At 65.0% G+C, this 23,906-nt stretch carries 21 protein-coding genes; all 21 read right to left on the reverse strand.

All coding sequences use genetic code 11. The features are described 5' to 3' along the window. Position 1: 1 nt before the first annotated feature. Positions 2–1,912: a sigma-54-dependent Fis family transcriptional regulator gene (locus C4Q27_RS27795; RefSeq protein ID WP_104887725.1), complete on the reverse strand. Its 1,911-nt coding sequence runs from the start codon at positions 1,910–1,912 to the stop codon at positions 2–4. A 277-nt stretch (positions 1,913–2,189) separates the two neighbouring features. Next, positions 2,190–2,426 (reverse strand): hypothetical protein, encoded by a 237-nt coding sequence (locus C4Q27_RS27800; protein ID WP_104887726.1) that lies wholly within the window; start codon positions 2,424–2,426, stop codon positions 2,190–2,192. Positions 2,427–2,494: 68 nt separating this feature from the next. After that, positions 2,495–3,343: a CsgG/HfaB family protein gene (locus C4Q27_RS27805; RefSeq protein ID WP_104887727.1), complete on the reverse strand. Its 849-nt coding sequence runs from the start codon at positions 3,341–3,343 to the stop codon at positions 2,495–2,497. Between the two features lie 34 nt (positions 3,344–3,377). Beyond that, the gene (locus C4Q27_RS27810) at positions 3,378–3,791 is read right to left on the reverse strand and encodes a curli assembly protein CsgF (protein WP_003247970.1); all 414 of its coding nucleotides are present in this window, start codon (positions 3,789–3,791) and stop codon (positions 3,378–3,380) included. Further along, entirely contained in the window at positions 3,788–4,189 is a 402-nt protein-coding gene (gene csgE, locus C4Q27_RS27815) for a curli production assembly/transport protein CsgE (RefSeq protein WP_010954337.1), read from the reverse strand. The genes C4Q27_RS27810 and csgE overlap by 4 nt, the downstream gene beginning before the upstream one ends. Beyond that, positions 4,186–4,713, reverse strand: a complete 528-nt coding sequence (locus C4Q27_RS27820) for a type II secretion system protein (protein WP_064493394.1) — start codon at positions 4,711–4,713, stop codon at positions 4,186–4,188. The genes csgE and C4Q27_RS27820 overlap by 4 nt, the downstream gene beginning before the upstream one ends. Continuing rightward, positions 4,688–5,062, reverse strand: coding sequence for a type II secretion system protein (locus C4Q27_RS27825; RefSeq protein ID WP_003247965.1), 375 nt, complete (start codon positions 5,060–5,062; stop codon positions 4,688–4,690). Before C4Q27_RS27825 ends, C4Q27_RS27820 begins: the two co-directional genes overlap by 26 nt. A gap of 5 nt (positions 5,063–5,067) precedes the next feature. Next, on the reverse strand, positions 5,068–5,547 hold the full coding sequence (locus C4Q27_RS27830; RefSeq protein ID WP_014590786.1) for a type II secretion system protein: 480 nt from the start codon (positions 5,545–5,547) through the stop codon (positions 5,068–5,070). Continuing rightward, on the reverse strand, positions 5,544–7,409 hold the full coding sequence (locus C4Q27_RS27835) for a secretin N-terminal domain-containing protein (protein ID WP_010954341.1): 1,866 nt from the start codon (positions 7,407–7,409) through the stop codon (positions 5,544–5,546). The genes C4Q27_RS27830 and C4Q27_RS27835 overlap by 4 nt, the downstream gene beginning before the upstream one ends. Next, on the reverse strand, positions 7,406–7,912 hold the full coding sequence (locus tag C4Q27_RS27840) for a hypothetical protein (RefSeq protein WP_049587706.1): 507 nt from the start codon (positions 7,910–7,912) through the stop codon (positions 7,406–7,408). The genes C4Q27_RS27835 and C4Q27_RS27840 overlap by 4 nt, the downstream gene beginning before the upstream one ends. Further along, positions 7,912–8,475, reverse strand: a complete 564-nt coding sequence (gene pilO / locus C4Q27_RS27845; protein WP_104887728.1) for a type 4a pilus biogenesis protein PilO — start codon at positions 8,473–8,475, stop codon at positions 7,912–7,914. The genes C4Q27_RS27840 and pilO overlap by 1 nt, the downstream gene beginning before the upstream one ends. After that, positions 8,462–9,004 carry a pilus assembly protein gene (locus C4Q27_RS27850; protein WP_104887729.1) on the reverse strand — a complete coding sequence of 181 codons (543 nt, stop codon included), beginning with the start codon at positions 9,002–9,004 and terminating at the stop codon, positions 8,462–8,464. The genes pilO and C4Q27_RS27850 overlap by 14 nt, the downstream gene beginning before the upstream one ends. A gap of 1 nt (position 9,005) precedes the next feature. After that, complete coding sequence (locus C4Q27_RS27855) at positions 9,006–9,785, reverse strand: hypothetical protein (protein ID WP_020190865.1); 780 nt, start codon at positions 9,783–9,785, stop codon at positions 9,006–9,008. Continuing rightward, a complete protein-coding gene (locus C4Q27_RS27860) occupies positions 9,769–11,442 on the reverse strand; it encodes a GspE/PulE family protein (RefSeq protein WP_104887730.1) in 1,674 nt (557 codons plus the stop codon). Before C4Q27_RS27860 ends, C4Q27_RS27855 begins: the two co-directional genes overlap by 17 nt. Before the next feature lie 183 nt (positions 11,443–11,625). After that, complete coding sequence (locus C4Q27_RS27865) at positions 11,626–12,159, reverse strand: response regulator (RefSeq protein ID WP_019437656.1); 534 nt, start codon at positions 12,157–12,159, stop codon at positions 11,626–11,628. Positions 12,160–12,408: 249 nt separating this feature from the next. Beyond that, positions 12,409–13,050 carry a SurA N-terminal domain-containing protein gene (locus tag C4Q27_RS27870; RefSeq protein WP_104887731.1) on the reverse strand — a complete coding sequence of 214 codons (642 nt, stop codon included), beginning with the start codon at positions 13,048–13,050 and terminating at the stop codon, positions 12,409–12,411. A gap of 12 nt (positions 13,051–13,062) precedes the next feature. Further along, the gene (locus C4Q27_RS27875; protein WP_198748244.1) at positions 13,063–14,553 is read right to left on the reverse strand and encodes an ABC transporter substrate-binding protein; all 1,491 of its coding nucleotides are present in this window, start codon (positions 14,551–14,553) and stop codon (positions 13,063–13,065) included. 185 nt (positions 14,554–14,738) lie between these two features. Continuing rightward, positions 14,739–15,404 (reverse strand): SCO family protein, encoded by a 666-nt coding sequence (locus tag C4Q27_RS27880; RefSeq protein WP_012052145.1) that lies wholly within the window; start codon positions 15,402–15,404, stop codon positions 14,739–14,741. After that, positions 15,401–16,057 (reverse strand): SCO family protein, encoded by a 657-nt coding sequence (locus C4Q27_RS27885; protein WP_004577519.1) that lies wholly within the window; start codon positions 16,055–16,057, stop codon positions 15,401–15,403. Before C4Q27_RS27885 ends, C4Q27_RS27880 begins: the two co-directional genes overlap by 4 nt. Continuing rightward, entirely contained in the window at positions 16,054–18,030 is a 1,977-nt protein-coding gene (locus C4Q27_RS27890; RefSeq protein ID WP_104887733.1) for a cytochrome D1 domain-containing protein, read from the reverse strand. Before C4Q27_RS27890 ends, C4Q27_RS27885 begins: the two co-directional genes overlap by 4 nt. Positions 18,031–18,048: 18 nt before the next feature. Continuing rightward, positions 18,049–23,892: a manganese-oxidizing multicopper oxidase MnxG gene (gene mnxG, locus C4Q27_RS27895; protein ID WP_104887734.1), complete on the reverse strand. Its 5,844-nt coding sequence runs from the start codon at positions 23,890–23,892 to the stop codon at positions 18,049–18,051. Between the last annotated feature and the right edge of the window lie 14 nt (positions 23,893–23,906).

The raw sequence follows: 23,906 nt of genomic DNA on the forward strand, positions 1-23,906 counted from the left end.
GTCAGCCGCGCAACTGCTTGAGCTTGCGGTACAGCGTCGCCCGGCTGATACCCAGTGCCGCGGCGGCGGCCGAGACGTTGCCCTGGTGGCGCGCCAGAGCACCGCGAATCTGTTCCAGTTCACTGTCCTTGAGGCTGCCGGAGGGCGCTGTGCTGCTGGCCAGTTCGTCCAGCAGGCAGTCGGTAAGGTGATCGAGGGTCAGCACCTGCTCGCCATCCTCGCGCATGGCCAGCGCGGTGCGCACCACCATTTCCAGCTGACGGATGTTGCCGGGCCAGTCGAAGCCTTCGAGCAACGCGGTCAACGCCGGGTCGAGGGTTACGCCACGCGCATCGGCCTTGTCCAGCAGGCCCTGGATGATCGCCGCCAGGTCGTCGCGTTCGCGCAGGGCCGGCAGGCGCAGCGACACGCCGTTGACCCGGTAGAACAGGTCTTCACGGAAGTGTTGTTCCTGGACCAGGCGCTTGAGGTCGCGGTGGGTGGCGCAGATCAGCGCCACGTCGATGTCCTGCTCGTCACCCGCCCCCAAGGGTGCTACGCGGCGCTCCTGCAGTACCCGCAGCAGGCGTGCTTGCAGGGCGAGCGGCATGTCGCCGATTTCGTCGAGGAACAGCGTGCCACCATGGGCCTGCATCAGCCGCCCGACCATGCCACCACGACGCGAACCGGTGAAGGCGCCCTCACGGTAGCCGAACAGCTCGGACTCGATCAGCCCTTCGGGAATGGCCGCGCAGTTGACCGCCACGAACGGTTTGTCGGCACGCGGGCTGGCCTGGTGCAAGGCCCGAGCGACCACTTCCTTGCCGGTACCGGTTTCGCCCAGCAGCAGCACTGGCAAGCCATTGCCAAGCCCCTGGCGAGCCATGCGCAGGTTGCGCGCCAGGCGTTGATCACCACCGGCCAGAGCATCGAGTGCAGGCGACTGTTTGCTCAAGGCCAGCTTGCTGGATGGTGTGCTGGGGCTGACCCGGCCATGGCGCGGCAGCTGTAGGGCACGGAAATAGAACTCGCCCTTGGCGGTCTGCACGCTGCTGACCCCGCCCTGCCACAGGCGAGCGATAAAGGCCGGGGAACGTTCGCCCAGCAGGTCGGTGCTGCGCCGCCCAATCAGTTCGTGACGCGGCACCTGCAACAGCTGGCAGGCACTGTCGTTGGCAGCCAGCACTTCGCCGTCCAGGCTCAGGGCCAACAGGCCGTGCCAGGCACTGTTGAGGTACTGCGGGCGGCTGTGGAAGGCCAGCACCAACTGGTCCGGGTGGCACAGGCCAAACAGGCGGCTTTCAATGTTGCCGGCTGCCAGCATCAGGGTCGACAGGCTGTCCTGCGGTTGCGCCATCACCCCTTCGCGGGTGATGTCGAGCACACCGATCACCTCGCCGCGCGGGTCGCGCAGTGGCACGGAAGTACAGGAGAACGGGCTCAGGCGGTCAAGGTAATGTTCGCCGCAGTTGATCAGCGTCGGCCGGCCTTCGACCACAGCGGTGCCGATGGCATTGGTGCCGCGCAGCGATTCGCTCCAGCAACTGCCCGGGTGCAGATCGCGCAGGCCTTCGCGTTGCAGCACGTGCTTCTGGCCTTCGATGGCCAGCACGTTGGCCTGGGCATCGCCGAGGATGACGATGCCAGCCTTGCCCTGGCGCGCGACCAGGTAGTCGAGTTCGGGGGTAACGGCATCGATCAGCAGGCGGTTGCGCTCCAGCAGCAGGCGCAGGTCATGGCCCTGTTCCAGGCCCAGGCCAACCTGTTCGCCCTGCAGGCAGTCCAGGCCGTGGCCCAGGCTGCGGCGCCAGGAGGCGTCGATCTCGTCGCGCAGCATGCCCAGCGGTAGTTCGCCTTCGCTGGCCAGCTTCAGGCGGGCCTCGCGGGATTCGTGCAGCGGGTCGTGGGCGTTTGTTATAAGTTGTCGCGCCATTTTCTACTCCGGCTGTGCCCCGCAATGTGACGGGGTACGGGCTTGGGAATTTTCCGCAGTGTGCGGGAGAAATGGCTGGGCGTCATCTGGTAGTGGATGGATTGGGGTGTAGCTGGCCAGGTTACTTGAAGCTGGCGCAATCCCTGTGGAAGCTGGCTTGCCAGGGTTCGCACCAACCCTGAGGACTGCGCTGTACCTGTGGGAGCGGGCGAGCCCGCGAAGAGGCCCTCGAGGTCAATCAGGGATATCGATCGCTATCACCAATACCCAAGCCCCGTCAGGTACTCGACGCCGCCTTCCGCCCAGCCAGCTGCTGCCTCTCAACCCCATCCAGCAACGCCTCCACCACCGCCTTGGCCGAATCCAACCCATGGTCATTGCTCAACAACAGATCACGGCAGGTGCCCTTGGCCAGTTCCAGCGCCTTGAGGTTGGTCGCAAACGCCCCTTTCAGCAGCGTGGACAGGTGCACCAGCGCATCTTCGTAATCCACGCCCGAACGAACGGCGAACAACGGTGGATGGCTGCATTATCGCGACACAAAGCCCACACATCGACCTCGCAGGTGCCGTTGAATCTGCTTCAAGGCTGCAGATTCTGGCTCAAGAACTTGTCCACCGTGGCCTTGCCATCAGCTGGATCCCCCGCCACCTGCCACAGCCGCCGCTCGATCCCCTGCGCCAGCAAATGCCCCACCGCCGCTTCGATCGCCGACAGCACGCACAACTGCGCCGGTTCATTGGTGGTATACCCCACCTCGGCTTCCAGCAGTTTCTTGAACTCGATGAACTTGAACACCCCGGCACTGCGCCCTACCGAGTAGATGGTCTTGCTGGTCATCACGTTGGCCAGCACCTGCCCGGTGCGCACGTCCACGGCGCGCAGGTTGACGGTGACCTGGTCCACACGGTACTCGCGAGAGATGTCGATCCCCAGGTAGCGGGCGCCCTCGCCGCCGCTGCGCACGTTGGTGTCGTAGGCGATGATGCCGCCTTCGAGCATCAGGTTGGCGGCCTGCAACGGTGGTAGCTCGCCCATGATGTTTTCCGCCACATCAGGCTTTTTCTGCGATGCACGGATTATCTTGCGTTCGGTCAACAGGTTCTGCAGCCCTTCACGCTCCAGCACCACGAACCAGCCGCTGGCACTCAGGGCGTCCATCAACATGCTGGCCGCGCCTTGGGTGACGCTGGTGGAGAACGAGCTGGCCGGGGTGGGCTTGTACTGCCCGGTCTGGTCGCGGAAGCCGTACACCACGGCCATCAGCCGGCCTTTGGGGCGTGGCATGTTGATCAGGTCGTAGTAGGTCGAGGCCCTTGGGGTCAGGGTCGGGGTTTCCGAGTCCTGTTCAGCGGGCATCGGTTCGCGCAGGCCACAACCTTGCAGGCCCAGGGCGGTGATGATCAGCAGCGTGCTCAGCAGACGTTTCATGGTGTTCTCTCCCCAACATAAAAGCCCTTCCCTCTCAGGGGTTCAGGCCGCTGACCTCAATGATCGAAATTTCTCCTGTGGCACGATCGGTGACCTTGATGCTCAAGGCCCCGGAATCGTCGATGACGTCGATGAGAAACGCATCGGTCGCCATGCTGCCGGTGTTGCCGTTACTGATGTTGTCCAGCAACTGCGACAACATCCGCGACTCCAGCTGGTTGCTGAAGCGCTCAAGGGCCGTGGTGCCGGTAAAGGCCGAGGCGCGGTCCTTGAGGTCCGGGTCGTCGTAGTCGTTCTGCGCCTGGGCGTTGTTCAGCAGCCAGGTGCCGTTCAACGGGTTGCCGCCAAAGGCCGGGTTGACCGGGGTGTACACCAGCTCGGTGGCCTGGGCAGCACAGGCGCTGGCCAGCAGGCAGGCGGCAATGCAACGTGGAATGCGGTGGTTCATAGCTCGTCCCTCTCCAAGTCGGTGGTGTCCTGTAGCAGGCGTTGCAGCTTGCGTTGAATGATCTGCTGCTTGACCAGGTCGGCGGCGGCGACGGCCTCGTCTTTGAGCTCGGTGGTGTTCGGTGGCAGGAAGCGGCGGTACACCACTTCACGCTCGAACTCCACCGTCACCAGGCTGCCCCAGCGGGCATCGGGGCGTTCGCGTACCACCAGGTTGAAGTCCAGACGGCTGGTGGCACGCAGGCGGTCGGCGAAGTAGTAGTAAAAGTCGTGGCCGATGTGCGAGATGGTGTTGTCGACAATAAAGCCCTGCATCTCGTCTTCAGCACCCGCCCTGGCGCAGGTGGTCACCCCTGCCATCAGCAGCAGGCCCAGGCACAGCGCAGCCAGGCGCTTCATGGCGTGTCTCCCGGGCCTGCATTCGTCTGCACACCGCGTGCACTTTCGGTAAAGGCCTGCTCGGCGACGAACTGCCAGTCGCTGTAGTGCTCCATCCCCTCGAACCCGCTCCATTCGGCGCTGAAGCCACTGCGCTTAAAGGGGGTGGCGTCTGAACGGCTGTACACCCCGGTGATACGGCCGTCGATCGAGCGCAGCAGGCCCCATTCGTCGCTGTTGCTGATCGGGTCAGGGTAAAGCCTGCGAATGTGCCGTTTGGCCTGCGGGTAGCGGTTGTCCTGCAGCAGGTCGGCCAGATCCTGGGGGTACTGGGCCAGCCCTGGCGAGGCGCGGTAGTAGCTGCGCAAGGCCTGGGCATACTGGCTACCGACCCACAGCAACTGGCGTTCGCGGTCGCGCTGGGCGGCGCTCGCCCAGATCGTGCCGGTGGCCGCCAAGGCCACGCTGCTGACCGCAATCAGCAGCAGCACACCCAGGTAGGTAAAGCCGCCGTTGGCCTTACCACTCAGCGAAGAGGCTGCCATCACGCGCCCTCCCTGTGGCACCGCTCTTGATGTCGGCCACGCCGCCAGCCACACCCTCGGGCGGCGGCACCAGCTGCCAGGCATCGCTGCGCTCGGTGATCGGGTCGACCGGTGTGTTGCGCAGGTAACGTTGTTCCACCAGTTGTTCCAGCGAATCGGGGTAGTGGCCGGTATCACCGTAGTAGTGGTCCAGCGCCTCGCGCAGCACTGCCAGGCTCTGACGCAGGGTGGCCTCGCGCGAGCTTTCCAGGCTGTTGAAGTAGCGCGGCATGGCGATGGTCATCAGCGTGGCGATGATCGCCATCACCACCAGCAGTTCGATCAGGGTGAAGCCTTTGCTGCGTTTCATGGCTGTCACCATTGCCCGTAAGGGATATTGTTCAGGCCTTTGCCGCGGGCCCTGGAATACACGTCGAACACGTCTTCGCCCTCGCGCGGGTTGTCGGGGCTGCTGTCGTAGGCGCGCAGGCCCCAGCCGCCTTCGTCTTCATCCTTTGCCGCCACCAGCGGGTCGTGCGGGATGCGCCGCAGGAAGTAGAACTTGGCGCCCTTGGCACTGCGCACATCGCGCACGCCCTCTACCAGCACCTGCAGGTTCGGCGGGTAGCCACTGCTATCCACGCGTTTCTCGATGTAGCCGGCGTCGAAGGCCCGCTTGTAGGCATCGATGGCGTCGCGAATCTGGTACAGCGCCTCGCGCAGTTGCTGCTCCTTGCCGCGGCGTACCACCGTTTCGGTCAGCGGCGCGGCCATGCTGGCGAGCAAGCCGAGCAGTGCCAGGGTCAGCACCACCTCGATCAGGCTGAAGCCGTGCATGCGACGCCGGGCGTTCATGGCCGGGGGCTCCCGTTGACCGGGGCGACCGCCATCTGGCTGTCCACAACCGGTTCTTCAGTGGTCGGCGCATTACCAGGTACGTCCATCGGCGGCAGTGGCGCCATCTGGCGCACCTGCATGGCCGACTCGGTGCCCGTGGAAAACTCCATGTCCGACGGGCTCTGGTACGGCAGGTTACGCACGATGCGCGGGGTGATCGCCAGCACCAGCTCACTCTTGCTCATGTCGTCCTTGTTGCTGCCGAACAGCCGGCCCAGGCCCGGGATGTCGCCAAGGCCGGGAATCTTGTTGCCACTGGCGTTGTGGTCGTTGCGCACCAGGCCGGCCAGCACCTGGGTTTCGCCGTCGTGCAGGCGCAGGCTGGTCTGCGCGTTGCGGGTGTCGACCTGGACCGGGATGGTGCCCTGGCGGGTGGCCTCCAGCGGGGTGGCATTACTCACCTCCAGCGCCACCTTGATCGCCACTTCGTTGTTCAGGTGCACGGTGGGCTGCACTTCTAGCTTCAGGCCGACGTCCAGGTAGGTGACGCTCTCGGTAATGACCGGCCCTTGGGTCGACGGCACCGAGGTGGCGCTGATGATCGGTACCCGCTGGCCGATGTGGATGCGCGCCTGCTCGCGGTTGCTGACGCGGATCACCGGGCTGGCCAGGGTGTTGATGTCCTTGTCCTGGGCGTTGATCTTGGCCTGCGGCGCCGGCGCAATGCTGATGCGGCTGGAATTGATGCCCTTGAGCTGGTCGAGCACGCTGACCGGGTTGCCATCGTCGCTCAGCACGCCGAAGGTGTTCGGCCATTGCAGGCCAAGGTCGAGGATGCGCGAGGTGGCCACCTCCATCACCTCCACTTCCAGCACCACCTCGGGGTTGGACTGGTCCTGCGACTGCAGCAGCTTCTCGGCCATGCGCACCGCGTCCGAAGTGTCGCGCATGGTCAGGGTGTTGAGGCGCTCGTCAACGAACACGTCGCGGGTCTTGAGCATGGTCTTGACCATGTTCAACGCGGTGTTGGCGTCGATGCTGGTCAGGTAGAACGTGCGCATGACCAGTTCCTGGTAGTCCTTGGTCTTCTGCGGCGAATCGGGGTAGACCATGACGGTGTTGTCGTTGACGATCTTCTGGCGCAGCTGGTTTTGTTCCAGCAGCAGCGCTATCGCGTCCTCGATGCGCACCTCGCGCACGAAGATGGTGGCTTTCATGTCCGGGCGCAGGTCCTTGTCGAAGATGAAGTTGATGCCGGCCACCTGCGACAGCACTTCGAAGATGGTCTTCAGGTTGGCATCGCGAAACTCCAGGGTGACCGGCCGCTCGAGCTTGCTGCGCAATTGCGGGTACGGCTGCGCGGTGCGTGCCTGCACGTTTTCGATGTCGCTGCGCAGGGTCATGCCCTTCTGGTTCTGCGGGTCCAGACGCAAGACTTCGCGCATGTAGCGTTCGGCCCCGAACAGGTCGCCCTGGCGCAGCGCCGCCTGGCCAAGCGCTATGCGTTCGTCCAGGGTGCGGATCAGCTCCAGCTGGCGAATGCCTTCCTGGGCGCGGCGGTTGTTCGGCTCCAGGGTGAGCACCCGGCCATAGCCCATCCGGGCATTGGCGAAGTCATGACGGACGCGGTCGCTGTCGGCCTGGCCAATCAGGGCCTCGACCGCCGCCTGGCGGCTGTGGGCCAGGGCGATATTCAGCTCCGTATCACGCGGGTCGTCGCGCAGGGCCTCTTCCAGGCGAGCGATGCCGGCCTCGTACTGGCCCTCTTTCATCAACTGGTCGCTGTCCTGGCGAACCGCACTGGAGCCGCAACCGGCAATGGCCACGCACAGCGCCACGAGCAGAAACGGAGCAGGCTTGCACAGCTTTGACGACTTCATGGTGCGCTCCCGACAGACAAGGTCTGCGACTGGTGCAAAGGCAGGTAGACCAGGTTCAGCTCGTTGGCCGATACCCGATCGAGGCGATAGGTGTCTTCGATCACGTCGCCTTGGCGCACGACGTAGAGTTTTTCGCCGCTCTGCAGGAAGACCTGCAGGTCGTCGCGGTCACCCATGCGGCCGATGAACTGGAAAGGCAGTTCCGGGGCCGTCGGGGCCGCGGCGACGACAGGTGCGGTCATCACGGGTTGTTCGGTGACCGTGGCCAGGGTTTTGGGTTGGGTCCATTGCTGGGTTGGGAACAGGTCGCGGGAGGCCTGTTCCGGCCCTTTCGCGGGCAAGCTCGCGCCTACAATGGACGCAGCGCTTTCTGTTGTAGGAGCGGGTTTACCCGCGAAGGCCGCGACGCCATCGTCCTGGCCAAACCAATGGTCCGGTGCCCAGGCCAGCGCCGCGCTCACGCCGAGGAAGCCGGCCCAGATGACTGCACGTTGTGTGTTCATCACGACCTCGACAGATAAAGGGTCATGCGCAGGCGGGCATTGAGCTCGCTGTCGCCGATGCGCTTGCGTTGCAGCTCAAGGTCTTCCAGCACCAGCGTCGGCAGTTGCTTGAGCAGGCCCTTGATAAAGCCGCGAATCTGCGGGTAGCTGCCGCGCACTGGCAGCACGATCTGGTAGCGGGCCAGCTGGGTCTTGGGGTCGATACCCAACGCGTATTCACCGCGGGCCAAGCTGATGCGCTCGGCGCTGGCCAGACGGTACAGACGCTCGATCAACTCGCTGGCCTGGGGCTGACCGGGCAGTTGCTGGCGCAGGCTGTCGAGGGCCTGCTGCTCGGGCTGGACCGCAATCTTCAGCTCACCCCGCTTGACACGCCCTACCTGTTCGCTGGCCTGCGCTTCGGTGGCACGCAGTTCGCGTACGCTTTGCCATTGCGGCAGCACGCCGGCACACCCCACGCCAATGGCGAGCAGGCCTACGGCTATGGCAGCCAGGCCTACCGGGCCGACAACGCGCAGGCGCTCCTGGAGGATCAGGCTGCTGAACGATTCAAGGGCGCGCATGGCCGGTCTCCCAGGTGGCGGTGAGGGTGAAGCGCACCGGGTGCTCGGGCCGCGCAGCGAGCACCTCGTGGTTGAGCAGCGACACGTCGCTGAGCTCGTCGCTGGCTTCCAGGCGCTGGTGGTACTGCAGCATCGCTTCGAGGTTGCGCGCCTCGGCGGCAATGCGCACCTGGCCCTTGCGCGCATCCGGCGTCAGGCCGAGCAGCGCGACGTCGTCCTGCGGCATGGCTTCAAGCATGGCGAACAGTTGCTGCCAAGGGCGTTGCAGTTGCTGCGACACACTGCGCATTTGCGCCAGGCGCTCAGCCTGCTCCCGGCTGGCAGCGCTGTTCTTGGGTTGTGCGATGGCCGGGCGCCGGCCCAGTTGCAGTTCCAGGCTATGGACGCTGGCTTCCAGCGCCACGTGCTCGGTCTGCAAGCGTTGCTGCAGCAGCACCAGGCCGGCGACCATGGCGCTGGCAAGGACGAGCAGCGACCAAACCAACGGGCCGCTGCGCCGTGGCTGGAATTCCAGGTCGAGGCGGCGCATGTCAGGCCACCGCCCGCCACATGGCGCACAGCGGGTCGGCTTCGCTGGCTGGCTGGCACAATTGCACCGCCGCCAGTTGCGGCACGTCGCAGCGGCCCGGGGCATGCAGGTACACCCGCGGCAGGTGCTCGCCGTACAGCTCACAGGTCCGCTCGATCAGCGCTTGCAGGGCCTGGTCGCTGTCAGCGCAGCCTTGCGCCAGCACTTGCTGCCAGGCACCGCCGGCGGCCAGCAGCAATACACTGCGGCGCGGCTCGGCCAGCACGAACAGGAAGTCACCCTGCTCCAGCTGTGACCAGCAACGGTTGTAGGCAGCCATCAGGTATGGCTGCACCGAGCGCAGGCTCAGGCGGCTTTCCCGGCCCAGTGCCTGCAGCCGCTGCAGCAAGGCTTCGGGCAGCGCCGTGGCGATGCGGGCGGCACCGGCAGGCTCCGGTGACAGCACGATGCGCCAGTCGTCCAACGGCTGCCCGTAGAGGTTTTCGAAGCAAGCGCGGGCATAGGCGTCCAACTCGCGAGGGTGGCCGATGGCGTCACTCCAGGGCACCAGGCAGAAGCGGCTGTAGCGGGCCGACAGCAGCACCCGCAACTGGGCGCCACGTACCGCATGCTCGGCCAGCAGTGCGGCCAGCCCGTCAACAGCAGCATCCCAGGTCGGTTGGGTGGCGTCGCTGCTGAATGCGCGGCTGCCCAGCCATTGGTGGTGGTTCTTGTGCCAGCGACCCAGGCCGACACCCTCGGCGCCCAATACGGCGCAGTAACGGTCAGATGAATGTGACACGGTTGATCTCCTCAAGGGTGGTACGGCCATCGCGGACCAGGTCCAGGGCCGAGGCCCGCAGCAGGCGCAGGCCGCGCTGGCAGGCAAGCGTCTTGATCTGCGCCAGCGGGCGGCGCTCCACGATCATTTGCCGCAGGTCATCATCCAGGTGCAGCAGTTCGGCAATGGCACTGCGGCCGCGGTAACCACTGCCACGGCAGTGGCCGCAGCCCTTGACGCGGACGAACGTCCAGCCGGCCACCCCCTCGCGGGTCAGGCCTGAGCCATACAGGGTGTCGTCATCGTGTTCGCAGGGCGTGGCGCAGTGCGGGCAGGCCAGCCGAATCAGGCGCTGGGCCAGTACCGCATTGAGCGCGGAAACGAAGCTGTAGGGGTCGACCTGCATCTGGCTGAAGCGGCCAATCACGTCGAACACGTTGTTGGCGTGGATGGTGGTGAACACCAGGTGACCGGTGAGTGCCGATTGCACGGCAATCTGGGCCGTGTCGGGGTCACGGATTTCGCCGACCAGGATCTTGTCCGGGTCGTGACGCAGGATCGAGCGCAGGCCGCGGGCGAAGGTCAGGCCCTTCTTCTCGTTGACCGGGATCTGCAGCACGCCGGGCAATTGATACTCGACCGGGTCCTCGATGGTGATGATCTTGTCCACGCCATGGTTGATCTCGCTGATCATGGCGTACAGGGTGGTGGTCTTGCCGCTGCCTGTAGGGCCGGTGACCAGGATCATGCCGTAGGGTTCTGCAGCCAATCGACGCAGGGCGCGCAAGGTCTCGTCGGCAAAGCCCAAGGCTTGCAGCTGCACGCCGCTGACCCGGTCGGACAAGTCCTGCTTGTCGAGCACCCGCAGCACGGCATCTTCACCGAAGATGCTCGGCATGATCGACACCCGGAAGTCGATTTGCCGGTCGCCCACGGCCACCTTGAAGCGGCCGTCCTGGGGCACGCGTTTTTCGCCGATGTCCAGCTCGGCCATGACCTTGATGCGCGAGATCACCTGGTCGGCGAAGGCGCTGCCACTGGCCTTGCCGGCACCGTTGAGCACGCCGTCGATGCGGTACTTGATGGTCAGGCCCTGGCCGGTCATGCCCAGGTGGATGTCGCTGGCGTGCAGCTTGAGGGCGTCGTACAGGGTGGAGTTGACCAGTTTGACCACGCGGCTCTGGTCTTCGCTGATACTGGCCAGCGACAGGCGTTGCAGCGGGTCTCCCTCGCTGCTGGCTTCGGCGTCGTGGTCAAGGGCATCGACTGCGTGGAAGCTTTCTTCATGACGGGCCAGGAAAGTGGCCAGGTCGGCGGCGTGGGCCAGGTAAAGCGGCGCGCCTTGCAGTACGTCGTCGATCCAGGCCAGGCGAGCGGGGTCGAAGGGGTCGGCGAACACGCCCAGCAGTTGGCCGCCTTGCTCGATCAGCACACATTCGCGCTTGATGCACTGGGCCAAGGCCAGCTTGTCGAAGCGTGGGGTGCTGGCCAGCAGGCTGTGGCTGTCGAGTACCGGGTAATGCAGGGTCAGGCCCAGGCGCTGGGTGAAGGTGTCGGGGGTGTCGCAGGCCAGGCGTTCCAGGCAGTCGAGCAGGCGCTCGTCAGTGGCTTGCAGACGGGCCTGGGCCAGCAGTTCGCGGGGGTAGGCGGAAATTTTTGCTGGGTTCTTCACGGGCATGCCCGCTCCCACAGGTACATCACAGGTCTGTGGGCTGCATACATCCTGTGGGAGCGGGCATGCCCGCGAAGACGTCGGTGCAGGCTTTGCAGATTCCGGGGTTGCATCGAATGCTTCTGGCATGGCCTGCGACTCCGCTCAGGGGCGCGTCGCAGGCTGGCTCGGCCAGGGGTGCGGGCGCCGCTATTCCCCTGTGAGCAGTTGATCGTCGTCGGGCCCTGGTGGCTTGGCGCCGTTACGGCGGCGGTCGGCCAACACCCAGCTTCCATCGTACAACTGCAGGGGGAACGATTCGTTCCTGTTCTGGCGTCGTTCGACGAACCCTTCGGCCGGGTTGTCCGTGGCCCTGCGCCGGCGCTCGATGCCCAGCAGGTCGAAGATCGCACGCGCCAGCTCCATCAGTGGGAACGGCTTGAACAGGACGTGACTCACTCCGAGTTCGGCGGCCCGCTCACGCACCTCGACGGTGGGGTGGGCGGTGATCAGCACGAAGTGGCATTGCCTGTTCTTGCGTACAGCCTCCAGAACCTGAAAACCTTCCATGTCGGGCAAGCGGTAATCCAGCACAACTACTTGCGGTGCCAGGCTTTCAGCCTGTTCGATACCACTGGCACCGTCGTGGGCAACATGAACTTCCAGGCCTTGCGCCTGCAGATACGCTTGCAGGTTCTGCGCAAGAGTCTGTTCGTCATCGACTACCAATACTCTGTTCACCAAGGTCGACTCCCAAGTACTGCCCGGTTCCCCGGTCTGCGAAGTACGCCCTTGTAGAGACTTGAGCAGGCTTCGTGCCAGGCGTGAATAGTCATGTTGCACCACTGTAAGCCACTGATTTTACTAAGGTGCCGGCCAGCAACCGACAGACGCTGAACAGGCACACCCAACCCGTTCCCCACAACCGGGGAAAATGATGGCACATTGCCAAACCTTAATTCCCCAGCATTGGGGGAAGCGCCCTCAACGGACTCAGTCGGCGATTTCCACTTTAGCGGACTCGCGCAAACGTTGGCGCACGGATTGGCGCGCCTGCGCCTCCCGCTGGCCGATGAGCGTTGCCCGAGCCAAGGCCAGGCCGTGTTCGCGTATGACCAATGGATTATCACTTTGGTTCTGCGCTCCTTGCAGTCTCTTCTGGTTGGCATCATAAAATGCCTCCACTTCGCCCTGGCTCGGCGCGTCGACTGCGCTGAGCAGGGCGTACACTTGCTGGGCCGCCATCTCATGCCGGGTGTATTCAGTGTACTGCGCCCTGTCGAAGCCCGCCTCTGCCAGTCGCCTTTCGAATAACGCCGGGCTGCCAAATGCCGCTTCGATCTCGCCAACCTGCGCCGACACTTGTTCATTGCTGACAGCAATACCTTGGCGTTGCGCTTCCTGCCACAACAGCTCCTTGTCGATCAGCTCGTCCAACGCCTGGTCGCGCAGGCGTTTATACAGGCCTGGATTGCGGATGCTGGTCACCGCCCTACCCTGGGCGTCCAGGTACTCGCTGAAGTAGCGTTCCAGGCGCATCAACCCGATCTCGACACCATTGACCCGCGCCGCCGGCACATCGGCCCAGCTCGCCCTGGTCAGCACCAGCAACAGGCAAAACCACACGATCCGCATGACAACCTCCGCTCAAGGGCTGGCCGGCACTGGCCGGTAGGGGGTGACCGAAGTAAAGCGTGGCCCGGGCAGGGCCACCGCCACCACATGGGCACCTGCCATGCCCTGGCGGCGACCAGGGCCAAAGCCCAGTGCCGGGGTCAGGCCGGTGGGCACATCGTGCAGGCCTTCGAGCGCAGCGATCAGTTGCTCGCGGCTGGCATCCCGACCAATCTGCTTCAGCGCTTCGCTCAGCAGGCGCAACGCGCACAGCGTATTGACCTGCAATGATGCCTGGCGCGGGTCCAGGCCTTGGCGCTGCTGCAGCCCGGCGAGCGTAGCCAGGCCTTGCTCGGTCCAGTCCTCAGGCACGTAGGGGTAGGCCAGAAACAGCCGCTGCGACCACTGCGCCGGCAAGCGCGCCACAGCGCCGGCTACCTGACTGGAAGCAGCGAACAGGTAGGGCTCGCGGCCGGCCACCTGCAACGCCGCCGCCAACTCGGCAAAGGCCTGGGCGCGGCCAAGGAAGACGATGCCCTGCCCGTCCACCGCCTGGCCGTCGAACGCCTGGATAGCGGGTGGCGCCCAGCCCTGCTGTCGTAAAAGCTCGCGCACCTGCTCGGCCAACGCGGCGTGTTCGTTACCGGCATACACCACATGTAATTCATCCGGGGCTATGCCCAGCGCCACACGGGCGTGCTCTGCCAGGCTCAGCAATTGCTCGGGCAAGCCGGGTAGCGGGTCGAAGACCTGTGCGCTGCCGCCGCTGCGCGGGGTGCTGCCAACCATCGGCACGTTCTGTGGCGCCAGCAAGGTCGTCAGGCGCTGGTCGAGCATGGGCGCCAATGGCGCGATCAGGGCGAATACCCGCTTTTGCTCGAGCAACTGTTGCAAGGCGCGTTCGGCACTGACCGGGTCGGAACCTGGGTCTAGTACGACCAGTTCCAGGCGCCGCCCGTGAATGCCGCCTTGCTGATTGAGTTGACCCACGCCGTCTTCCAGCACGGCGCGCACCACCTGCCCGGCTTCAGCCAGCGGACCGCTCGCGGGCAGCAGGGTCCCAAGGCGCAGCACGCCCTCTTCCACACCAGGGTCACGTTCTTCGGCCAAGCGTTTGAGATAGGCGGTGAGGTTGCGCTGGTCGGCCAAGGTCAACTCGAAGCGTGGCATAGCCGGGTCGAGGCGATTGCCAGCCGGGTCGATACCCTGCTGGATGGCCCGCGCCAGGCTGCTGTCGGTGTAGGCCGGGTAGCGGCGGCCGTTGGCCTCGCGCGGGCCCTGGCCGAGTGCCAGGCGTTGCCAGTCGAGGCCGGGGGGGCGAACACCGCCTTCGGCACGGCCACGGCCGTCGCTGCCATGGCAACTGGCGCAGGGCAGCACGCTGGCGGGGACTGTGATGTCGCTGGCGCCTACCCGGGCTTGCAATTGAGCGTCGCTACTGGAAACGCCCTCGCGGTAGAGGCGTTTGCCGGCTTGTTCGTGGTCGGTCAGGTCCAGGGCCAAGGCTGAGGTCGAAGTTGCCATGCCAAGCACGCAGGTGAGCCATATCGCAAGCCCTGTGGGAGCGGCCTTGCGTCGCGAAAGGCGCTCGCCTCTTTCTGCGCTTGAGCTGCCACTGCCGGGGCTGCTGCGCAGCCCTTTCGCGACGCAAGGCCGCTCCCACAACAGGTGATGCCACAGAGGCCAGTTTCCCAGGCGGCCCATGAAACTTACCGACCTGCCAGCGGCTGGGTCAACAGCTGCATGCGCTGGGCAATCGCCGCTGGCGGTGCATCCGGGCGAATCTTGCTCCAGCGTTTACCTGCAACATCACCGGCAATCAGCTGCGTCGAGTGCTGCTCGGGACTCGGCAGGAACTGCCCTATACGGCCAAGCACCAGGTCGACATTGGCCTTGTCACCGGTCAGGAACAACCAGTTCGGCCCATCCACCCCTTGCTTGGCGGCGAACGCCTTCAGCGCCTCGGGGGTGTCGTTCAGCGGGTCACTGCTGATCGACACGAAGGTCACCTGGGCGGCCAGGGCTGGCCCCATGGCCTCGCGCACCTCGCGCAGCTTGCGGGTGATCAACGGGCAGGCATCGGTGCAATGGGTGAAGATCACGTTGAGCATCACCACCTTGTCCTTGAGCACGTCACTGTAAAAGCGCAGCTCGCGGCCATTCTGGTCCTTCAGCACGGTGTCGGTGAACCAGGTCTTGGCGTCGCGTGTACCGCCACCACTGGCCATCGCCTGCGGTGCTGGCTGCGGCTCGGGGGGTTGCGGCGCATGGCCTTCGTGGGCGAACGCCACCGACGTGAGGATCCACAGGCAGCCACCCAGTACCAGCCAGTCGAATGCGCGCATGCCAGCGCGGTGGGAGGTTGCAGTGCTCATGGTTGCACCTCGTGATGGTCGGCAATGGCGGTGCTCTTGGCATGGACCCGGCGCGCACTGAGGCGGTTGATTTCTTCGATCAATACGCCCGGGTCGGTGAAGCCGTAGTAACGCGTCCAGTGCCCGCTACGCCCGTCACCCACCAGTATCAGCGGCGGGTGCTGGCTGAGGTCGGCGTTGAAGCTGCCCAGCCCCTTCAGGGTTTCGGTGATGGCGTACGGGGTACCGGTCAGCCAGCTCCAGCCCGGCCCTTTCTGGAATGCCTTGGCATAGTTTTGCAGGCGCTTGGCGTCGTCACGCTGAGGGTCGACACTGATCGACACCAGGCGAACCTCCTCGCCTACCCGGCCGCCCAGCTGCTGCTGGACCTTGCCCATGATTGACGACACCACCGGGCATACCGTGGTGCAGCTGGTGTAAATGAAGCCCATGACCACCAGATGGTCACCCACCAGGTCTTTCTCCAGACGTACCGGCATGCCTTCCTGGTTCAGCAGCGACACATCGGCAAAACGCACACTGGCCTTTTCCTGATGCGCCGCCGGGGGCTGCCCGGCATGGCCGTCATGCGCGTGACCGGCGTGGGCCATGGCCAGGTGGCTGGCGAATGCCAGGCTCAGGGCCAACAGTGTGCAAGCAGGCTTGGCGTTCATCGCACATTCCTCACGTCAGTCTGGGAGGCGTTGGTTGCAGCAGCCGGCAAGACGCGCAGGCTGGTGTAGTTTTCTTCGGCAAACTTGCGCCCCAACGAGGGCGACTGCACATGCAGGTACCAGGCACCGGCTTCAGGCAAGTTCAGCGCCGCCTGGTAGACCCCCTCGCCCACCTCTTGCAACTGCAGGTTGCGCGGCATCGACGATGGCGCCAGGAAGTAGCGCAGGCTCAGGTCGTTCAGGCCCAGGCGTGGCTGCCCGTCGTCACCGACAATACGCACCCGCGCGGTGAAGTCGCTGTGCTGCGGCAGCGGCTGGTCGAGGCCGATGAACTCGGCACGCGCGCCTTTGCGTTTGCTGGCATCGCTCCCTGCGGCCACCTCGGTGCTGAAGCAATGAATGATTTGCGGCTGGTTGAGCAGGAAGGCAACGTCGAACTTGCCGGCGGCGGGCAGCTTCACCGTCGAGCCATACACCCCGGGGGCCACTTCGCGCAGGCTGCGGTCAACGACGATGGCGGCGCGGGCCTGGTGGCCGCGGTTGTTGTAGCCGGACATCGGGGCATTCATGCCTTCGGCATAGAAGTAGGTGGTGTTGTCCACCGGGTTGACCACGAACACCGAATTGTCATCACGCGATACCGACAGCCCCTGGGCCAGTGGCAGGTCGCCGGCCTGGCGCGGCGCTGCGGGGCCAGCCTCGAAGCCTTGTACGATGGGCGCACGCCCCTCGCCCAGGCTGGCCAGATTGATCATGCTCACTTTCGACGAGGCCAGGCCACGCACATAGGCATAGCCTTTGGTGAACGTCAGCTGGTACGGTTCGGCCGCCACCGGGATGTGGTGAATAAGCTTGTCGGTACTGGCGTCGATGACCAGTGCCTGGTTCTCAAGGGTATTGAGCACGATGCCGTAGCGGCCATCATGGCTGAAGCGCATCGGCCCCAGGCCCTGTTCAGCCTGGACCGTGTGGCGCAACTGATGGCTGCGGGCATCGAACACCCGTACGCTGCCCTCCTCGCCATCGACCACGTACACGGCCTGGGACAGCGCCGAATAGCTGACCGACAGCGGGTGCGGGCCCACCTTGATGGTCTTGGCCAGGCGCATTTCCGGGATGTCGATGACGCTCAGGGTGCCGCTGTCGCGATTGCTGACATAGGCATAGCGCGAGTCGGCGCTGAAGGCGATTTCGTGGTGCCCGGTACCGGTGTTGAAGTGCTTCATGGCGCTGCGCCCCGGCACGTCGATCACTGTTACCCCGCCTTTGCCCGGGTCGCTGCTGTTGTTGCCAACCCACAGCCGATGCTGGTCCGGCTGCAGGGCCACGCGCAGCGGCTGATCGCCGGCGTCCAGGTCGGCCACGCGGGTAAAGGTTTCGGTATCGATCACCGAGACCTTGCCCCGCTCGGGTATCGACACGAAAACCTGCTTGTCGTCGCTGGTGGCCGCCCAGTCCATGGGCCGCCCTGGTAGCTCGATGCGGGCCATGGTGCTGGTCACGCCCCCCACCGACACCGTCGGGTCGATCACTGTCAGGCTGGCGTCATTGTTCAGCATCAGCAAGAAGTAGCTGTTCAGGTCGAGCAGCGGCCGGGCCCCGATGCTGCTCTTGAGAAACAGCGCGACCCGCGCCTTGCAGCTCTGCTCGCGGTCCCCGGCCGGGGCCGACTGCGCCGGGTCGATCCACGCCCCCGGGGCCATGCCCGACAGCGGTTGGCCACTGGTCTGGTCGCTGAGCTTGAAGCGGATGTTGGCGAAGCCGCCCTCCTTCAGTTCGCCGCCGGCCAATGGCCGGGCCTCGAACTCCACGTTCACGCCGTCCCGGCTGAGCCGGTGCAAGGCCTGCGAGCCGCCCCGTTCCTGCAACAGCTCGCGCGGGTCGCACCATAGCTTTTCGTACGCCACGCCCAGGCCGATCAGCGCTACCCCCAGCACTACCCCCAGGTAAGCAGGGCGAGTCTTTTTATTCATGCTCGCGTTCCCCTTCCGTCACTGCGCCGGGGCCGTTGCCGGCGGCGCTTCGTTAGTCACCCGTAAGATCCCCCACAGCCCCGAAAGGTTGCCGTAGGCAGCGTAGTCGCGGAACAGGTAGTCACCCGCCACCGCGTTTGCACCGCCGGCACTCGGCAGCATGAAGCTGAAGTGCGCCGCTGGCAGTACGCTTTCCTGCGCGCCGATGTACATGGCCATCGGGTTGTAGCCAAAGCGCACCGAACCGATACCAGGCAGGCTAATCGGGTAACCATCCGCATCGCTCTTCTCGGCCTGGTAGTTGTGCAGTGGCCATACGTGCCCGTCCAGCTGGTAGACCATGCCGCGGCTGCCACCACTGGGCATCACGATATGGTTGCGCACCGGTTGGCCAGGCTTGGCGTACAGCACCGGGGTTTGCGGGTCTCCACCGACCAGGGCGTTGGCGTAGGCCATGTGGGCGTTGGGTACATCACCAAAGCCCAGGCCATTGGCGCGGCCGAATGGCGAGTCGGGCGCCATGCCGAAGCGCAGCCACAACGGTTCGGTCTTGTAGTTGACCGCCATGTTGCCGTTGTCTTGCGGATCACCGGCAGCGCCGTTGCCTTCGGTATTGATGCCTTCTACCGGACGACCATCGGCCCAGCGCATGTTCAGTGCGCGCTGCCACACCGTGACGAAGTCGCGGTAGTCCGGCTGGCCGCTGACCTTCACCGTGGCCTGGGTACGGGTAGCAGTATCCTCGGTCCAGGTGGCGGTTTGCGGCAGGATGCTCATGGCGCCCACCAGGCCTTTTTGCGGCTGCTTGATGAAGTCTGACGGGGTCAGGTTGAGGCCGCCGAACTCGATAGGCGTGGTGTTTATGTTGTCCACCGTGCGGCCCAGCTGCGACACCGGTTTGCCTTCACGCTCCAGGTGGCCGGCGTAGTACTGGTACTCCTTGGTCGGGTAGGCGCCGCTGGTGCCAGCACGTGGTGGCACGGTCTGCAGCGGGTTCAGGCCAACGTTGGCACCGTCCGACTTGGTGATGTCGTAGGCCAGCAGTTGCGCATGCAGGCCCACGTGGCTGGACGGCCGCATCAGGTTGTTGGCAAAGGCGGTGGAGCCTTCGCTGTCGAAGCGGTCACGCTTGACCACGTTGTGCATCACTGCAGTGCTCGGCAGGTCTGGCATCACCAGTGGCAAGCGGTTCTCCAGGGTGATGCTGATGCAGTCGCCGGCATTGGCGCGCAGTACCAGGGGCTCTACCGGGACACCCGCCTTGAGCTTGCCGGTGGTGGCATCGAGGTCAGCCTTGCGCACGTACAGGATCGCGGTCGGGTCATGCAGCGGCGCACTGTGGCCACCGATGGTGAAAGGCTCCCCATCTTCGGGGTCTACCCCGCTCACCAGCGGGATGGCGGTTCTACGGCTGTTGAACACCAGGGTGCCGCCGTTGGCCTTGAGCGCGCCACCGACATGCTGGCCGACGCCCGCCGGGTCATTGATGCTGACGCCGTTACGGTTTTCGAGGATGTCGTTGGCCAGCGCTGCGACGATCTCGTAGCTGCGCTTGACCGTGGTGCGGGTACCGATGCCGTTCGGGTTGGCCGTGGTTTTCGGGCAGATGCCGTTGAAGTTCACGGTGTTGCGCATGGCCACCGGCTGCGGGTTGTTGGGCAGCGGGAACAGGTCGGCACGCTGCGCGGTGTAGTTGCGCATGATGCCCCAGATACCGTTCCAATAGCCCTCCAAGGCCGCGTCCAGCGAGTACAGGTAGTCGCCGTTGGTGGCTGCCGAACTGGAGATCATCGACACCGGCGCCATGAAGCCCAACTGCTCGGAGATGCCGATCATTTGCGACGACTTCCAGCCCGAGTTGGAGCTGTTGCCGAAGCCAGAACCGTTCTGCAGCCATTTCACGCCGTGCAGGGTGACGTTGTGCTCCTCTTCATGGCCACCGGCGTGCATGCGCAGGCGCACGTTGTCGCCGGAATAGGTGCGCAGCAACGGGGTGAACGGGTCGCCCGGCTCGGCGCCAGCCGTGTTGATATGCGGCGGGAACAGCGTAGTGCCGCCGGTAGGGCCGACTGCCGAGGTAATCGCCGATGGCGACAGGTTCATCGCCGGGATGGCGCGGTCGGTACGGGTTTGCAGGGCATAGCTGAGGTCGCCGGCCAGGCCGTCGGCCTGCATGCCACGCTTGCCGTCCGGGCCGACCTTGTTCGGGTCATACACGCGCAGGGCCAGCGGCTCGTTGCGGTAGTTGACGACGAACATGCCCGGGTCATCCACCGAGATCGCCTGCGGACATGGCCGGCTGGGGCAACCTGGGTTGAGACCGCCGCGCTTCTCGACGATGGCTTCGAGCAGGTTCGACGCCTTGCCACGCACGGGCGGATTGATAGCGTAGCGGAAGCTGTCGGCAGTGGCCGGGTACGACTGGGCATTGGGGATGCCGTCCGGCCCTGCGCCTACGTACACCCCGGCTTCATAGGCATGCTGGAAGTCGCTGTACTCAAGGAAGAACTCGCGGTAGCTGTCGTTCTTGCCGTCGCCATCGTGGTCGCCGGTCTTGATCACCGCCTGCCACGAGGTCGGGCCGCCGTCCTGGCGCGTGGCCGGGTTGTACAGTTGCTCGCCGGTTTCGGCGTGGTACCAGGTGGAGCCGGCCGGTTCGGCCAGCACGGTGGCATACAGGCCCAGTTGCTGGTGGGTCGATGGGCCAAGGTGGTCATGGGTGAAGATGGTACCCAGGCCACGGTCGACGTTATGCACGTTCACCAGCGGGTCAGCGAACCAGCGCTGCATGGCTGTACGCGCGCCCAGCCAGTCGGCGCGACCAAAGCGGCCGAAGTACGGGTGCTGTCTGGCTTTCGGGCAGGCAGCGGTGCCATCGCGGCTATCCCCATCAGTGCAACCGTTGTAAGTACGAATGGCATGCACGCGCTCGACCACGCTACCGGGCGAAAGTATGCCGTCTTCGTAGTTCCAGCCGTTGGCCGAGCCGTCGGCAGCGGTCAGGTCCCACTTGGGCAGGTGGATGTGCTGGCCGATCACGTCGGTCGGGGTGCGCACCTGGTAATCGTCCATCTCATAGATGTTCGGGATCAGGTTGGTGTGCTGGTACATCGCGCAGTCGAAGGTGTTCATGCGCATCACCAGCGGCTCTGGCGGGCGCTGCTTGGTAATGACCGGCCAGGCGTCTTCCCACAGGGCAATGATGCGTGCCTGCGGGAAGTGGTAGCCCACTTTGTTGTACACCGCGTCGAACTGGATGTTGGCCCCTTTGTAGATGCGTGGGCGGTCGGCAGTGAAGGCCGAGGCGCCACGGAAGTTCACGCCCGTCAGGCTCTCTCCACTGTTGAACTCCCCTACCCCGGAAGACTGGGTCAGGCGTTTTCCACGGTCATCCATGCACGGCTCGTAGAACGGCGCACCCGCAGTCGGCAACGCGCCGTTGGTGCGGAACGCACTGGCCACTGGCTGGCTGCCGGGGATCAATGCATAGCTGGGGTGTTCAGCCATGGCGTGGAACTGCATGGCGGCCTGCTCGACATCGGTGCCCTCTTCCGGCAGGTAGATGGGCTTGGCCTTGTGCACGACCTTGGTGAAGTCCAGTTTGGTGGTGGTGGTCTCCGCCACGCCACCGGCGGACACACCGTCCAGTGCATGGCGGCCAAGGCCGCCGTCCCAGCCATCGACCTGGTTCGCATCCAGGTTGGCCCACAGGGCTTTACCACTGTCTTTCAGTTGCCGGGCCAGGGCCGGGTCGAGCATGTCCAGGGGCGGGGTTGGCGGGCGGTTGCCCACGCTGCTTTCCATGCCGCCGATCCAGAACGGGTAGCCTGGGTTTTTCAGCGTGCCGTCGGAATTGCGGTTGGCCTCGGTGCGGTCGACCAGCGCCAGCGAGCCCACGGCCTTGCGCACGGGCGCCTCACTGGCGTGGTCGTCATCATCCTCGTCTTCGTGGTCATCATCGTTGGCGGCAACCAACGCTTCGGAGAGCTTGGGCACGACCACGACTTTGCCGGGCATGGGCGCCATGGCCTTGCCGGGCAACGGCACGATGGCCGGAATCGGCGTACCGGCAACGATCTCGCCATCGGGCAGGGCCCGGGCGCCAGCGGCCGGCTTACCGCTACGCAGGGCGAACGGGGTACTGTGGAAGCCATTCTCGCCCTGCCCGCTCACCTCCAGCCGCGTGCCTTCCTCGAACACGTCATGTACCCGCCACATGGCCCACATGCCCTGGGCGAAGTGCGGGTAGAAGTGACAGTGGTAAATGGCATCGCCGGCAACGCGGTTGCGGTTGCCCGAACCACCGTTGGCGATTTCGTAGGTGTAGCCGACACCGGCGCCGATGCCTTGGGCATCGATGTAGTCGGAGTTGTCGTCATTGGGGTTGAACAGCCACTGATGGCCGTGCAAGTGGAAGATGTGCTGCTCGTGCCCGTTGTGGGTGTTGCGGAACTTGGTGAAGTCACCGATATAGCTGTGGTGCACGTTGGCAGGCTCTGAGGGGTAAAGGGCCATGCTGGCCTTGACCCCGACGGCGCTGGCCGGCGGCACCTCGCCCGGGCGGATGTGTTCCAGGCCGACGTTGGCCGGTACATCCACCAGGGTGCCTATATCGCCGACCGTGTGGGCGCTCAGGAAGAACTCCTCATAGGCACACGACAGGCAGTCGTGCATCGGCCCCACCCCCAAGCGGTTGGCCACCACTTCGGCCCCCATCCCACCAGAGCCGTAATTGATCATGAACGAATCGCGCGCCGGCTCCAGCACGTGGCCCATCACCGGGTCGGCCCAGTAGCCAGGGAAGGCCTGGGTACCGGCAACCTCGTCGGCGAACTGCGAGGCGAAATCACGGAATGCTTCCAGTCGGTTGGGCAGCGCCGGGTTGCGTTTGCCCACGCTTTCCAGCGGGTAAGTGGAACTGGGGAAGCTACCGTCAGGGTTGGGCCCCATGACGATGGCATCGGTTTCGCTGCTGATGATCTCGTTGCCGTTGACCATGGCAATGATCGGTTTGCCGGCCTTGCCTTCGGCGATCCACGGTTCGACCTGCGGATAACGGGCTTCGTAGTCGATCACGGGCTGGCCGGTGGCGGTTCGACCCGTGGTGGCCAGGCGCATTTCTTCTTCAGTGAGGGTGTTGCGGTAGGTACGGCCCAGTTTGGGCACGACCACCACCTGGCCGAACAGGCCGTTGGAGACGTTGCCCGCCGTGCCCTCGCCGCCGAACGTAGCGGCTTTGCTGGTGGCGGCGAAGGCGCCTTCGCGCTCGGCATACAGGGTGTAGCTGCGGGTGCTGCCGGGGCTGACGAAGAAGTTGCCGTTACGCCCGGTATAGGCGGAAATATCGGCAATGCTGTTCACCGCCTGCATCCCGTTGACCTGGAAGCCGACCATGCGCTCGGCCACCTGTTCGTCGGCGACAAAGCCTTCGCCGCCTTCGTTTTCAACCTCCGGCCCCTCTGCCTCACCCTCGGGCTCTTCAGCCTCGATACCGTGCTTGTTGGGGTTCGCCTTGTAATCCAGCAGGTTGGTCAGGTTGACCGTCAGGCAGTCACCGGCCGCCACGCGCAGCACGATAGGCCGCGGGCGCTTGTCCGGGCGCAGGGTGACCTTGCCCGGTACCGCGGCCCCGCCCTTGCTGAGGGGGACCTGCTTGTCGTCCACCACGTCCTCACGAAGGGCAAACATCATGCCGTTGGCGTTTTGCGCGCCAAGGCGGTTGAACATCAGTGGCTGGTCCAGTGCCACCACGTTGGCGACCAGGGTGCGCTGGCACTGCACAGCCGCCTCGCTGGTTGCTTCCCAGCCAAGCAAGGCCAGTACAAGTGATGACAGGATGGGGCCTTTGAGCGGCGTCGACATGCTGCACCTCCGGG

The sequence above is a fragment of the Pseudomonas sp. SWI36 genome (assembly GCF_002948105.1).
Lineage (GTDB): Bacteria > Pseudomonadota > Gammaproteobacteria > Pseudomonadales > Pseudomonadaceae > Aquipseudomonas > Aquipseudomonas alloputida.

Coding starts and splice junctions, on each gene's coding strand:
- pilO (WP_104887728.1), bottom strand. CDS start 8,475: ATGCGCGCCCTTGAATCGTTCAGCAGCCTGATCCTCCAGGAGCGCCTG.
- C4Q27_RS27870 (WP_104887731.1), bottom strand. CDS start 13,050: ATGCGGATCGTGTGGTTTTGCCTGTTGCTGGTGCTGACCAGGGCGAGC.
- C4Q27_RS27890 (WP_104887733.1), bottom strand. CDS start 18,030: ATGAATAAAAAGACTCGCCCTGCTTACCTGGGGGTAGTGCTGGGGGTA.
- mnxG (WP_104887734.1), bottom strand. CDS start 23,892: ATGTCGACGCCGCTCAAAGGCCCCATCCTGTCATCACTTGTACTGGCC.
- C4Q27_RS27825 (WP_003247965.1), bottom strand. CDS start 5,062: ATGAAACGCAGCAAAGGCTTCACCCTGATCGAACTGCTGGTGGTGATG.
- C4Q27_RS27885 (WP_004577519.1), bottom strand. CDS start 16,057: ATGAACGCCAAGCCTGCTTGCACACTGTTGGCCCTGAGCCTGGCATTC.
- C4Q27_RS27875 (WP_198748244.1), bottom strand. CDS start 14,553: ATGGCAACTTCGACCTCAGCCTTGGCCCTGGACCTGACCGACCACGAA.
- C4Q27_RS27805 (WP_104887727.1), bottom strand. CDS start 3,343: ATGAAACGTCTGCTGAGCACGCTGCTGATCATCACCGCCCTGGGCCTG.
- C4Q27_RS27860 (WP_104887730.1), bottom strand. CDS start 11,442: ATGCCCGTGAAGAACCCAGCAAAAATTTCCGCCTACCCCCGCGAACTG.
- C4Q27_RS27840 (WP_049587706.1), bottom strand. CDS start 7,912: ATGAACACACAACGTGCAGTCATCTGGGCCGGCTTCCTCGGCGTGAGC.
- C4Q27_RS27830 (WP_014590786.1), bottom strand. CDS start 5,547: ATGAACGCCCGGCGTCGCATGCACGGCTTCAGCCTGATCGAGGTGGTG.
- C4Q27_RS27850 (WP_104887729.1), bottom strand. CDS start 9,004: ATGCGCCGCCTCGACCTGGAATTCCAGCCACGGCGCAGCGGCCCGTTG.
- csgE (WP_010954337.1), bottom strand. CDS start 4,189: ATGAAGCGCCTGGCTGCGCTGTGCCTGGGCCTGCTGCTGATGGCAGGG.
- C4Q27_RS27835 (WP_010954341.1), bottom strand. CDS start 7,409: ATGAAGTCGTCAAAGCTGTGCAAGCCTGCTCCGTTTCTGCTCGTGGCG.
- C4Q27_RS27880 (WP_012052145.1), bottom strand. CDS start 15,404: ATGAGCACTGCAACCTCCCACCGCGCTGGCATGCGCGCATTCGACTGG.
- C4Q27_RS27810 (WP_003247970.1), bottom strand. CDS start 3,791: ATGAACCACCGCATTCCACGTTGCATTGCCGCCTGCCTGCTGGCCAGC.
- C4Q27_RS27820 (WP_064493394.1), bottom strand. CDS start 4,713: ATGGCAGCCTCTTCGCTGAGTGGTAAGGCCAACGGCGGCTTTACCTAC.
- C4Q27_RS27795 (WP_104887725.1), bottom strand. CDS start 1,912: ATGGCGCGACAACTTATAACAAACGCCCACGACCCGCTGCACGAATCC.